13 protein-coding genes are annotated in these 12,168 nt (G+C 64.1%); 5 read left to right on the top strand and 8 right to left on the bottom strand.

Annotated elements, in window-relative coordinates; genetic code table 11:
- Window positions 1-144 precede the first annotated feature (144 nt).
- Window positions 145-429 carry a hypothetical protein gene (locus ACR9YP_RS01760; RefSeq protein ID WP_474218869.1) on the top strand — a complete coding sequence of 95 codons (285 nt, stop codon included), beginning with the start codon at window positions 145-147 and terminating at the stop codon, window positions 427-429.
- Between the two features lie 11 nt (window positions 430-440).
- Here the strand turns inward: ACR9YP_RS01760 and ACR9YP_RS01755 are convergent, their stop codons facing one another.
- The 7 genes from ACR9YP_RS01755 to ACR9YP_RS01725 form a co-directional block, all read right to left on the bottom strand.
- Window positions 441-1,379: an AEC family transporter gene (locus ACR9YP_RS01755; RefSeq protein ID WP_474218868.1), complete on the bottom strand. Its 939-nt coding sequence runs from the start codon at window positions 1,377-1,379 to the stop codon at window positions 441-443.
- Between the two features lie 125 nt (window positions 1,380-1,504).
- Entirely contained in the window at window positions 1,505-1,714 is a 210-nt protein-coding gene (locus ACR9YP_RS01750; RefSeq protein WP_091885309.1) for a hypothetical protein, read from the bottom strand.
- Entirely contained in the window at window positions 1,711-2,043 is a 333-nt protein-coding gene (locus ACR9YP_RS01745) for a hypothetical protein (RefSeq protein ID WP_438110883.1), read from the bottom strand. Before ACR9YP_RS01745 ends, ACR9YP_RS01750 begins: the two co-directional genes overlap by 4 nt.
- 195 nt (window positions 2,044-2,238) lie before the next feature.
- Window positions 2,239-3,858, bottom strand: coding sequence for an ABC transporter ATP-binding protein (locus ACR9YP_RS01740; protein ID WP_474218867.1), 1,620 nt, complete (start codon window positions 3,856-3,858; stop codon window positions 2,239-2,241).
- Between the two features lie 2 nt (window positions 3,859-3,860).
- Window positions 3,861-4,700, bottom strand: coding sequence for an ABC transporter permease (locus tag ACR9YP_RS01735; protein ID WP_143035393.1), 840 nt, complete (start codon window positions 4,698-4,700; stop codon window positions 3,861-3,863).
- On the bottom strand, window positions 4,697-5,668 hold the full coding sequence (locus ACR9YP_RS01730) for an ABC transporter permease (protein WP_474218866.1): 972 nt from the start codon (window positions 5,666-5,668) through the stop codon (window positions 4,697-4,699). The genes ACR9YP_RS01735 and ACR9YP_RS01730 overlap by 4 nt, the downstream gene beginning before the upstream one ends.
- A gap of 205 nt (window positions 5,669-5,873) precedes the next feature.
- Entirely contained in the window at window positions 5,874-7,424 is a 1,551-nt protein-coding gene (locus ACR9YP_RS01725) for an ABC transporter substrate-binding protein (protein ID WP_474218865.1), read from the bottom strand.
- 216 nt (window positions 7,425-7,640) lie between these two features.
- Between ACR9YP_RS01725 and ACR9YP_RS01720 the strand changes: the two genes are divergently transcribed.
- The 4 genes from ACR9YP_RS01720 to irr all read left to right on the top strand — a co-directional run bounded on the left by ACR9YP_RS01720 (window position 7,641) and on the right by irr (window position 10,503).
- Complete coding sequence (locus ACR9YP_RS01720) at window positions 7,641-8,270, top strand: TetR/AcrR family transcriptional regulator (protein WP_438104418.1); 630 nt, start codon at window positions 7,641-7,643, stop codon at window positions 8,268-8,270.
- Window positions 8,271-8,540: 270 nt separating this feature from the next.
- The gene (locus ACR9YP_RS01715) at window positions 8,541-9,197 is read left to right on the top strand and encodes a DUF3313 domain-containing protein (protein WP_474218864.1); all 657 of its coding nucleotides are present in this window, start codon (window positions 8,541-8,543) and stop codon (window positions 9,195-9,197) included.
- Between the two features lie 32 nt (window positions 9,198-9,229).
- On the top strand, window positions 9,230-9,799 hold the full coding sequence (locus tag ACR9YP_RS01710) for a DUF2147 domain-containing protein (protein WP_474218863.1): 570 nt from the start codon (window positions 9,230-9,232) through the stop codon (window positions 9,797-9,799).
- A gap of 224 nt (window positions 9,800-10,023) precedes the next feature.
- Window positions 10,024-10,503 (top strand): Fur family transcriptional regulator Irr, encoded by a 480-nt coding sequence (gene irr, locus ACR9YP_RS01705; RefSeq protein ID WP_438104422.1) that lies wholly within the window; start codon window positions 10,024-10,026, stop codon window positions 10,501-10,503.
- Between the two features lie 40 nt (window positions 10,504-10,543).
- Here the strand turns inward: irr and ACR9YP_RS01700 are convergent, their stop codons facing one another.
- On the bottom strand, window positions 10,544-12,106 hold the full coding sequence (locus ACR9YP_RS01700) for a winged helix-turn-helix domain-containing protein (RefSeq protein WP_438104424.1): 1,563 nt from the start codon (window positions 12,104-12,106) through the stop codon (window positions 10,544-10,546).
- Window positions 12,107-12,168 lie beyond the last annotated feature (62 nt).

Here is a 12,168-nt window from a genome sequence, read left to right as displayed (position 1 = left end):
GATTCGGGTCCATCCGAAGGCGGCGAGCGCACGCGCTGCGGCACCTTCGCGTGCGCACGGAGTTATGAACGGAGAACCTATGGAAATTTTCTGAGGAATGAACAGTTGGCATACCGGGGCGCGTGCGGGGCGAAAGGAACAGTCATGACAAGTATCAAATTCGCCATTGCCGCGCTCATCACGACCGGACTGCTTGCCGCGCCTTTCGCGGCTGAGGCGAAGAAGGTCCGGTCGAGCCGGCATTACAGCACCGGTGTAGTGGCGCCGGCCTACAGCGGTGCCGGAACGCCGGCAGCGCAGCCGAGGGCGTCCTACGGGTCATCCGGACAGACGGTCGGCACGGTCACCGCGCCGTCGATCGGATCGTACAATTGGCCGTCGGTCGGCGTGACCAATTCGGTGCCCACGTGGAGCAACACCACCAGATAGACCGATGCCGATCAGCCTGCGCCGCTCGCCAATCCGGAGAGCAGATAGAGCGCGACCAGCAACGTTGCGACCGACAGCATCGTCGTGATCGAGATCGTGGCCGCAACCAGCTTCTCCTCGACCTTGTGCTCGTGCGCGAGGACGTACACGGTTTTCGCCGTCGGTACTGCCGCGCAGACGACGGCAGCGATCGTGTAAAGTGGATCGAGGCCCAAGAGCACACAGAGCCCGTAGACGATCAGAGGCATCACCACCAGCTTCACCGCCGCGAGCGCAAACGATGCCTTCAGGTTGGATCGCAGGCCCTCGACGGACAAACCAAGTCCGATGGCAAACAGCGCGCAGGGCGTGAGCGCGGCAGCGATCATGTTCAGATAGGTCGCGATCGGCGCCGGAATCGGCAAGCCCGTGATCGCCCACACCAGCCCAATGAGCGTCGACAGTACCATCGGATTGAGCAGGATCTGCTTCGCCAGTCCCGTGGGATGCGCGGACCCGTGCGGGTCGCGTCCTTCCAGCAGGATGACCGTGATCGGAAACATCACGGCGGCCACGAACACTGTCGCCACCGCGGCGGGCAGAACGGCGGGCTGGCCGTAGATTGCGTGCAGGATCGGCAGTGCGACGAACCCGGTGTTGGTCATCGCCGCCGCCATCCCATGGATGGTACTGCTGGCCAGATCGTGTTTGCCACTCGCGCGGACCGCCAGGAACACCAGCGCGAAGCAGATCAGCGAGCCGCCGCCGAATGCGAGCAGGAACCGCCATTCCAGCAGATTGCGCGCGGGCTCCTGCGCGATCGTGACGATCAGCAGCGCCGGCATCGCCACGTTGTAGGCAAAGTGCACCAGGGCATCGGCAAGCGAGCGGGAGAGGTAGCCGAACTCGCCGGCGAGCCAGCCGGTGACGATGATCGCGAATACGGGAAGAACGAGGCTGGCGACCTCCATCCGATTTCCCCCTCATGGCCAAACGGCGACGAGGTTAGCCCGGCGATGGATTGTCGTCACTGTGTGATTTGATGGAGCCGTCCCGAGCGATCGTTTCAAGTCGCAAAGGACGATAATCTTCCTCGCTAGATTCCCCTGCCGCCCTGCTTCCCGATCACGCAACGCCATGCCGCCAGGCGCTCAGCCGGATGCTGATTCATCCAGTCGGCGAGCTGCGGCGCGCCCATCAGGCAGGACTGCACCGAGACCTCAGCAAAATCGGAAGTGGTCACGATCTGCTCGTGACAATTGCTCGGAGTGGCGAGGCTGCAAAGCACGGCGATGATCTTGATCACGAGAGCTTACTCCTATCGCCGCCGATCGTGCGGCCGTTGTCTCCATCCTGCCCGTCGCTGGCCGGATCGGATGGCGGGAAGATGCTGTCGTAGATTGCGCGTGCCTCCTGAATGAGGCGCATGCGCTCGCGCTCAGATCTTGAGACAAATCGAATAACTTCGCCCATGTTGGCTCCGAATATCAGTGGGCAAGTAGGACATGAGATGATGACGATCATCCAATCAGCATCTATGGCGTCGCCCTCGACTTTGAAATGGCGTGCCCGTTCACGACGGAATAAAAAGCTCGTGACCGCGCCGGCGTCCCAACGTCGGGTGTTCTTTGCCAAGTTCTTGGGCTGTTCACCGCTTCCTATCGCGCGGCTGCAACTAGCGCGCGAGCGAATGCCGGTGACAGCTTACTCTTGCCGTCACCGGCAAGGCAGTCTCGCAAAGCAAATGCTGATCGAGCGAATATGTTTCGCCCGTGTCGCGTGCAAGTTTTTGGAACAATCTTGTAGTTCGAAGAACTGGGCGACCGTCGCTCACGCTGCCGGCGCGCGCTCCTTCCGCCCCGGCACCGCCGCCAGCAGTTCACGCGTATAGGCGTGCTCGGGCGCGGCGAACAATTGCGCGGTTGGCTTGAGCTCGACGATGACGCCGCGCTGCATCACGGCGATGCGGTCGCAGATCTGGGCGGCGACGCGCAGATTGTGAGTGATGAACAGCATCGAGAGGCCCAAGCGCGCCTTGAGGTCTTCGAGCAGCTTCAGCACCTGCGCCTGCACGGAGACGTCGAGCGCGGAGACGGCTTCGTCGGCGACGATGATCTCGGGCTCGAGTGCGAGCGCGCGCGCAATGCCGATGCGCTGGCGCTGGCCGCCGGAGAATTCATGCGGGTAGCGCTCGAGTGCGCCGGCGTCGAGGCCAACCATCTTGAGGAGATCGCGGGCCCGGTCGAATGCGACCTTCGGATCAGTGCCGGCCGCGATCGGGCCGTCGGCGATGATGTGGCCGATCTTGCGGCGCGGATTGAGCGAGGCGAACGGATCCTGAAAGATCATCTGGATGCGATGGCGCTCGGCGCGCAGCGCCTTGCCCGAAAGAGAGGTGAGATCGGTCTCGCCGATTCGCACCGTGCCGCGGTCGGCCTCGATCAGCCGCATCACCAGCCGCGCGACCGACGATTTGCCGGACCCGGATTCGCCGACGAGACCGAGCGTCTCGCCCTTGAGGATGTTGAAATTGACTTCGCGCGCGGCATCGACGCGGCGGTCCTCGCGAAACCAGCCGCCCGAGGTGACATAAGTCTTGTCCAGCCCGATCACCTCGACAGCCCGGGCCTGATCGTCGAGAGGTGCGCGCACCGGCGGGTCCATCGATGGCACGGCGGCGAGCAGCGCCTTGGTGTAGTCGTGCTGCGGATCGCTGAAGACGGCTGAGGCCGAGCCTTCCTCCACGACCTTGCCATGGCGCAGCACGACGACCTGGTCGGCGATGTCAGCGACCACGCCGAAATCATGGGTGATGAACATCACCGCCATGTTGCGATTGCGCTGGAGGTTGCGGATCAGCTTGAGAATCTGCGCCTGCGTGGTGACGTCGAGCGCGGTGGTCGGCTCGTCCGCGACCAACACGGCAGGCTCCAGCGCGAGTGCCATCGCGATCATGGCGCGCTGGCGCTGGCCGCCGGAGAGCTGGTGCGGATAGGCGCGCACGATGCGTTCGGGGTCGGGCAAGCCGACCTCGTGCGCCAATGCGAGCGCTCTCGCGCGCCGTTCCTTGGGTGTGAGCAGGCCGTGCGCCTCGAACATCTCGGCCATCTGGTCGCCGATCCGCATCAACGGATTGAGCGCGGTCATCGGCTCCTGGAAGATCATCGCGAGCCTGCGGCCGCGCAGGTCGCGCCAGCCGTCGTCGTCCAGCCTGAGCAGGTCGCGGCCCTCGAACTGGATTTCGCCGGAGGCGATCGACACCGTGTCCGGCAACAGGCCCATCAGCGCATGCGCGCACATCGACTTGCCGGAGCCGGATTCGCCGACGACGCAGACGATCTTGCCGGGCTGCAAATCGAGCGACACGCCATCGACGGCGAACGGACGCTCGGCGCCCTTGGGCAGCGCGATTCTCAGGTTCTTGATGGAGATGGCGGGCGGTGCGGTCATCGTCAGCGTCCCTCCCGCGACAGGCGTGGATTGAGCGCGTCGTTGAGGCCTTCGCCGATCAAATTGAGGCCGAGCACCGAGATCAGGATAGCGACGCCGGGAAAAACGGTGATCCACCAGGCTTGGCGGATCACGGTGCGGCCGGCGCCGACCATGTAGCCCCAGGAGATCAGATTGGGATCGCCGAGACCAAGGAACGACAGCGAGGATTCCAGCAGGATCGCGGTCGCCACCATCAGCGAAGCCAGCACGATCACGGGCGACAGTGCGTTCGGCAGGATCTCGCGTAGGATGATCCAGGTGTTGCTCTGTCCCGTGACCACCGCGGCCTGAACATATTCGCGCGTGCGCAGCGACAGCACCTCGCCGCGCACGAGGCGGGCGACCGGTGGCCAGCTCACCACCGCGATCGATGCCACGATCGAATAGATCGAGGGCTGCAGGATCGCGACCAGCACGATCGCGAGCGCGAAGCTCGGAATGGTCTGGAAGAACTCGGTGAAGCGCATCAGGGCGTCGTCGACCTTGCCGCCGAAATAGCCGGCCATGGCGCCGATCGGGACGCCGACGACCAGCGCAACCAGCGTGGAGACCAGGCCCACAAGCAGCGAGACGCGTGCGCCAAAGATCATGCCGGCGAACACGTCGCGGCCGAGCGCGTCGGTGCCGAGCGGCACGGTCGACAGCGTGAAGGGCGGCAGGAACGGCCGCTGCACCATGCGCCAGGGCGAGTTCGGGAACAGCATCGGCCCGAACACCGCGACCGAGATCGCAAGCAGCAGGATGACGAGCCCGATGACGCCGCTCGGGCTCTTCAGCATCGATTTCCAGAACTGTTTCATGAGGCGAATTCGATGCGCGGATCGACCAGTCGATAGACCAGGTCGGTGATGAGGTTGAAGATCAGCACCATGGCGGAGCAGATCACGAAGACGCCGAGCAGCAGGTTGTAGTCGCGCTGGAGCAGCGCGTCGTACATCAGCCGACCGATGCCGGGCCAGGCGAACACGGTCTCGGTGATGACGGCGCCGCCGATCAGCGTGCCGGAATGGACGCCGGCGAGCGTCACGACGGGGAGCAGCGCATTGCGCAGCACGTGGCGGCGCTGGATCACGGCGTCGGACAGCCCCTTTGCACGCGCGGTTTTGACGAAGTCGAGCCGCTTCACCTCGAGCATCGCGGCGCGCGTCATGCGGGTGTAGGTCGCCATGAAGAAAAGCCCGAGCGTCATCGCCGGCATGATCAGGTGTGTTGCGACGTCGACCGCGTGGGCAAGGCCAGTGAGATTGGCGCCGACCGTCTCGTAGCCGAAGCTCGGCAGCCAATCCATGGTGACTGAGAACAGCAGGATCCCCATCAGCGCCACCCAGAAGATTGGCATGGCGTAGAAGATCAGCGCGAACACGGTGATGGCGGTGTCGAGGAAGGTTCCGGCAAAGCGCGCGGCGAAGGTGCCGAAGAGAATGCCGAGCATGAGCGAGATCGCAAAGGCCGTCAGTGTCAGCAGCAGCGTCGCCGGCAGCCGTTCGCCAATCAGCTTTGCGACTGGCGCCTGCTGGCGGAAGGAGAAGCCGAGGTCGAACGTCACGACGCCCTTGACGTAGATGAAGAGCTGCTCGGGCAGCGGCTTGTCGAGGCCGAACTTTTCCCGGAGCTGCTTGACGAAGACCTGGTCACTGGCCCCGGCTTCGCCCGCCATCACGACCGCGGGGTCGCCGGGCGCAAGCCGGATCAGGAAGAAATTGAGGACAACGATCGCGAGCAGGACGATCACGCCCTTCAGGACACGCTGAGCGACGAAGGAGAGCATTAGAAGGTCATACCGGGGGGATGATCTGCAGCCACGGAGACGGAAGTGCTCCCTCGCCCCGCTTGCGGGGAGAGGGTTGGGGTGAGGGGGACTCTCCGCGGGGGAGGTGACAGCTGGGCTCGCGGAGACTCCCCCTCACCCGAATGTGCGCTTTGCGCACATTCGACCTCTCCCCGCAAGCGGGGAGAGGTGAAGGATCGGCCTCTCACTTGTCGAGCCATGCGTCCTTGAAGCCGTCATTGACCCCGATCCCCGTGGTGATCAGGTTCTTGACCTTGCAGCGCATGATGGTCGGGAATTGCAGCTCGAGCATCCAGGCCACCGGCACGTCCTCGACCAGGATCTTCTGCGCCTTCTCGTAGATCTCCTTGCGCTTGGTATCAGGGGTCGCGACGGCGCCATCGGCGAACAGCTTGTCGATCTCCGGGTTGGAATAGCCTTCGACATTGTTGAAGACTTGGCCCTTGGCGATGGCGCTGGAGACGTAATTGCGTCCCACGCCGAGCGCGGGATCGCCGTACTGATAGAGATAGGTGAAGGCGATGTCGTAGTCCCAGTCGCCGATCTTCTGGTTGCCGCCGGCAACGTCGGTGGCGATCGTCTCGATGTTGATGCCGACGTCCTGGAGGTTCTGCTTCACCGCTTCACCCCAGCGCTGCCAGGTTTCGCCATAGGCGAGCGGCAACAGGCGGATCTTCTCGCCCTTGTAGCCGGCTTCCTTCAGCAGCGCCTTTGCCTTGGCCGGATCGTACGGATATTTCTTCACGTCGTCGGTGTAATATTTGATGGTCGAGGCGGACGGGCCGGTCGCGACCTTGCCGAGCCCGTTCCAGATCACGTCCTTGGCGAAGTCGCGGTCGATTGCATACATGATTGCCTGCCGTACCCGCTTGTCGGCGAGCGGACCCTGGCGGTTGTTGAGCCACAGCCAGGCCAGCGGCGAGAAGAACTCCCAGCCGGCGCCGGTGACGCAAGTGTCCTTCAGCTTGGACAGGCGCGGCACATCGAAATTCTCGACCGAGCCGCCGGGTAGCACGTCGACCTTGCCCGTCTCATACGCCACCGAGCGGGCGGCCGCGTCGGGAATGATCTGCCAGTAGATCTCGTCGATGTAGGGTTTGCCCTTCTCGTAATAGTTCGGATTCTTGACCAGGCGGATGAACGAGCCCTTCTGCCACTCCTTGAACATGAAGGGGCCGGTGCCCACAGGCGCGTTGTTGTAGGGATTGGTCTTGAAGTCGGTGCCTTCATAGAGATGCTTCGGCACCATCGGCATCGAGCCAACCTCGAAGATGCCGAGGAACGGGCCGAACGGCTGCTTCAGCGTGAACACCACCGTGTAGTCGTCGGGCGCCTCGACCTTGTCCACTTGGGCGAGGTTGTTGCGGGCGCGCGCGTGGGTCTGCTTCAGCATCTCGACCGAGAACAGCACGTCCGCGGCGGTGAAGGGCTTGCCGTCATGCCAGGTCACGCCCTTCCTGAGCTTGAAGGTGTAGGTCTTGGCGTCCTCGCTGACACTCCAGCTCTCGGCGAGCTCCGGCTGGGGTTCGAGCTTGGGACTGTAGCGCAGCAGCCCCTCGAAGATGTTGCCCGACACCATCTGGGTCGGACCGTTCTGGACCATCGCGAGCATCAGGCCGGGCGGCTCGGGCTGGATCACGGCATTGATCACACCCCCCGTTTTCGGCTCTTGCGCCATTGCCGGGGCCGTGAGGCCGCAAGCCAGGAGGAGACCAAGCAACACTCGTTTTGGCATGTCGTATCTTTCTCAACCGAGACCAGCCGTGAGCGCTTCGCAACGTCCTCGCGCGCAAAGCGACGGCCGGCCCATCCCAGTCCCCATCCGATATCGAGGCTCACATAGTCTCGTTCGGCGCCGCAAGATGAAAGTCGCGACAGTGTTCGCACAAAAAATGTACAGCGCGTCCTGTTTTCACTTGATTCATTCTCCTGTCACGCAGACAAGTCCGCCATGGACAACGCCACGCGCTCCGAACGGTCCCGCAACGCTGCGCTTGAAGCGGCCATCGCGATCATCGCGCGCGACGGGCCGGGGCGGTTGACGCTCGATGCGATCGCGCGCGAGAGCGGCCTCAGCAAGGGCGGCGTGATGCATCAATTCCGCACCAAGGAGGCGGTGCTGAAGGCGCTGCTCGAACGACAGATGGTGCGGTTCGAGGAGTTCTCGAACGATTATATGGCAAAGGTGAGCGCGACCTCCGCCAATCCCAATCTGGCGACCCAGCTCGCCACCGTGCGCGAAGCCGCAACCTCGCCGAATTCTGCCGCGCTGGCGCTGGTTGCAGCCATGGTCGAGAATCCCAACCTGATGGCGCTGCCGCGCGAGCGCGAGATGGAGAGGATGGCGGCGATCAGGGACGAGGCCGCCGACCCCGACCTTGCGATGCTGCGCTGGGCTGGAGCGATGGGCTTGCTGCTGAGCTCGCTATTTGGCATGTCGCCGCTCAGCAACGACGAGCACCAGCGATTGTTCGCGCGTCTGCTCGACGACGCGCAGTGGGCCGGTCTCGAACAGCCGGCCGTAAAGCGCGCGGCAAAATCCGGTGCAGCAAAGGCGGCCGGCCCGCGCAAGCGGGCCTGATTCATCGTTAATGATGTCCTGCCGGTCACTGCCTAAAGCCACGCCTGCGGCCAAAGGTGCCAGGTCGTCATCTCGGCACTTTACAAGCCGACTGGTCGGTTTTATAAGCGCAAACACTGAGACGGCCTAAGGCATCTGAAATGACCCCGGACGATGCCTTGGGCTGGCAATGGTGAGCGCCCCAGCCGCGTCTGGTCCCGAAGCGCGGCTGCGGTCGCCATCGCAACTTTAAAGGTTGGCCTTCCCAATCAGCCGCAAGAGGAGTCTGGAATGGATCGCTCGATCGCCCTGCGCGGTCTGGGAACGCTGGTGCTTTGCGTCGCTGCGGCGGGCTGCGCCTCGGTCGCTCCGGTGCCCTATTCGGAGATGGCGTCCTCGGCCTACATGGCTCCGGACAAGTCGGACGCCTCCGGCCGCGTGCCCTACCGCTATTCCACGCAGGTCGACTGGCGCGCTTACAATAAAGTGATCCTCGATCCCGTCGTCGTCTACCGGGGGAGGGATCACCAGTTCGGCGACATGTCCGACAAGGCGACGCTCGCCGCTTACATGCAGACCCGTTTCGCCGACCGGCTGCGCAGCCGCTTCGCGCTGGTGCGCGAGCGCGGGCCGAATACGCTGCGGATCAGGCTGACGCTCACCGGCGCCGTCACCAACACGCCGGTGCTCGGCACGCTCTCGCGCTTCGACCTTGCCGGTGCCGTCTACAACGGCGTGCAGGCCGCGCGCGACGGCGAGGGGACCATGACCGGCTCGGTCGTCTACGGCGTCGAGATCTTCGATGCCACGTCCTCGCGCCTGCTCTCGGCCTACGTCACCAAGCAGTACCCGGGCGCCTACGACATCAAAGCCAGCGTCGGCGCGCTCGAGGCCGCCACCGCCGGCCTCGACAAGGGCGCCGACGCGCTGATGGTGCAACTGAACTGACGCCGCGATCCATCCAACGAAAGGTGCTGCCGATGAACATATTCCTTCGCTTCGTGCTGCGCATCGCGATCACGATCGTAATGATGGCGTTTGGCGGCCGCGCCAGCGCCGCCGCGTCCACCGATCCGAGCGGCACCTGGCTGGTCGAGGACGGCCGCGCCCGCATCCGGCTCGAGCGCTGCGGTCCGTCGCGCGACCGCATTTGCGGCTTCATCGTCTGGATGAAGGAGCCGGCCGACAAACGCGGCCAGCCTTATCGCGACAGCCAGAATCCAGATCCCGACAAGCGCGCCCGAATGCTGCTCGGCCACCAGCTCGTCATGGGCCTGCAGGCGACATCCGAGGGGCGGTTTGCTGGCGACATCTACAATGCCGAAGACGGCAAGTCGTACTCGGTCTCGCTCTGGCGCGAATCCCCCGACCGCCTCAAGCTCAGGGGATGCCTGATCAAGATCCTGTGCCAGACCCAAACCTGGCAACAGACCCTCGACGTGCTGCCCGGTCAGCTCATTGGCCTGACCGGCGATCTCAATGGTCCCCGCGCCGATAAGGAATGGGCGCAAGTGCCGGCACCGAAGCCGATCCCGGTTAAGGCGAAATAGGAGTAGCATTGTCCTGCGGCCACGATCGCAAGCGACATTGTGTCAGGCGCTGTTGCGCCAAACTCAGTCATTGCTTCGTCGCAAGGGCTCCTCGCAATGACGGCGTGGAGGCAATCGATGCCTCCAATTTGATCCGGATCAAAGCCAAGTCGTCGCTTCTGCGATCGAATAGCAACTGGGAAAGCGTGTTGCGCGTCCCGGTTCTTGCAGACGTGAGACGATCGATGGACATGTACGCCACGAATATCGCTGCCGGTAACGACAGCGGGCCCGATGTCGTCGGGCCACCGCCGGATGAGGGCGTGCAGCGCTGTCTTCAACTGCTGAACGAGGCTGGCCTCCGCCCGACGCGCCAGCGCTTGGCGCTCGGCCAGCTGCTGTTCCTGAACGGCCATCGTCACGTCACCGCGGAGAAGCTCTATGACGAGGCGATGGCGGCGAACATGTATCTGTCGCTCGCGACCGTCTACAACACGCTGAACCAGTTCACCGAAGCCGGCCTGTTGCGCCGGATCGCGGCCGACGGCATCAAGTCGTTCTTCGATACCGACACTTCCGTGCATCCGCATTTCTACCTCGAAGGCGAGGATGTGCTGGTCGACGTCGCCGAGGGCCTGACTTTCACCAGGGTGCCCGAGGCGCTTCCCGGCCACGAGATCGCGCGGCTCGACGTCATCGTGCATCTGCGCCGCAAGCGCGCGTAGCACCACGGTGCACTTACCCTCCAGGGGAGGGTAAGAGGAATCACCGCAACCCTGCGCGCCGAAATCCCTCCAGATAGTGCTCGCGATCGGCCTCATTGGCCCAGGGCAGTTGCGTCGCGATCCAGTGCAGCGAGATGCCGGGCTGGGTGCGGCGGAGCTCGCCGAGCGCCGTCTCCGCAAGCTTTCGGTCGCCGGTCATGCCGGCGGAGACCGCGAGCACGCGATAGGCGCCGGTGAGGTCGCCGCGGTGGCGGATCGCCTCGCGCGCGAGCGCGATCGCCTCGTCATAGTGCCGCTCGGTAAAGCGCGCATAGCCAGCAATGCCGTGATAGATCGCCAGCGACGGATCGCGCGGCGAGAGCCGGATTGCCCTCTGCGCCGCCTCGAACGACTCCTTCGAGCGTCCGGCATAGGACAGCGCCAGCGCGTAATAGCCCTGCGCCAGCGAGAAGTTCGGATTGAGCGCGAGCGCCCGCTCGAACTCGGACAGTGCGTCGGTCAGCCTGCGTGTCGAGAACAGGACGCTCCCGAGCGCGGCATGCGCCCAGGCATCCTCATGGTCGCAGCGCACGGCAGCCAGCGCGGCGGCTTCCGCGACCGGCGCCACCGCGGCAAGCTCGGCCCAGCCGAGATGCACGCCGAACATGTGGTTTGCCGCCAGCACCGACAGCGCCTGACCATAATTCGGATCAATCCCGATCGCGCGCTCCAGCAGCGCCTTCGCTGTCTCGTGATCCCGCCGCGTCACGCGCCAGTAGTGCGACAGCGCCCGCATCAGCAGATCCCAGGCATCCAGGCTCGCAGGCGGCTTGCGGTGAGCGCGAAAATTTTCCGCCGCATGGATCTGCGGCTCGATCGCCGCCACGATCGCGTTGGTGATCTCGTCCTGCACGGCAAAGACGTCGACGAGCTCGCGGTCGTAGCGTTCGGCCCAGAGATGGCCGCCCGATGTGGCGTCGTTGAGCTGCGCGGTGATGCGCACCCGGTTGTCCGCCTTGCGGACGCTGCCTTCGACGATGTAGCGGACGCCGAGTTCCTCGGCGATCTGCCTGACGTGGACCGCGCGTCCCTTGTAGGTGAAGGACGAGTTGCGGGCGATCACCATGAACCAGCGCTGCTTCGACAGCGCGGTGAGGATGTCCTCGCTGATTCCGTCGCCGAAATAATCCTGTGCGGGATCGCCGCTCATGTTCTCGAAGGCGAGCACCGCGACCGCCGGGCGGTCCGAGACAGTGTGCGGTTGGGCGAGAACGGATACGGCGGGCGCAGGCGAAGCCGCCACGTCTTTCCGGATTTCTTCCCGGACTTCGCCGACGAAACGAAAACCCTTGCGCGGAATGGTCTTGATCAGCCGCTGGGTCGCGCCGTCATCGCCAATCGCCTTGCGCGCAGCATTGATTCGGCTGTTCAGGGCGGAATCGGAGACGATGCGGTCGCTCCAGATCTGGCTGATCAGGTCATCCTTGCTGACCACACGCGCGCGTTGCGCGACCAGATAGAGCAACAGATCGAACACCTGCGGCTGCAACGGCACGGCAACCCCGGCGCAGGTGAGTTCCCGCAGGTCGCCGTCGAGCACATTGTTTTCAAAGCAAAATCGCACGTTTTCGTCGTCTCAAGCAAAACTCAAAGGCGTCTCAGGCGAAAATCAATTGTCAGCGAAAG

This window comes from Bradyrhizobium sp. BR14999, assembly GCF_056106085.1.
Note: the sequence above shows the minus strand (reverse complement) of the source record. Positions and strands in the feature narration are given on the sequence as shown.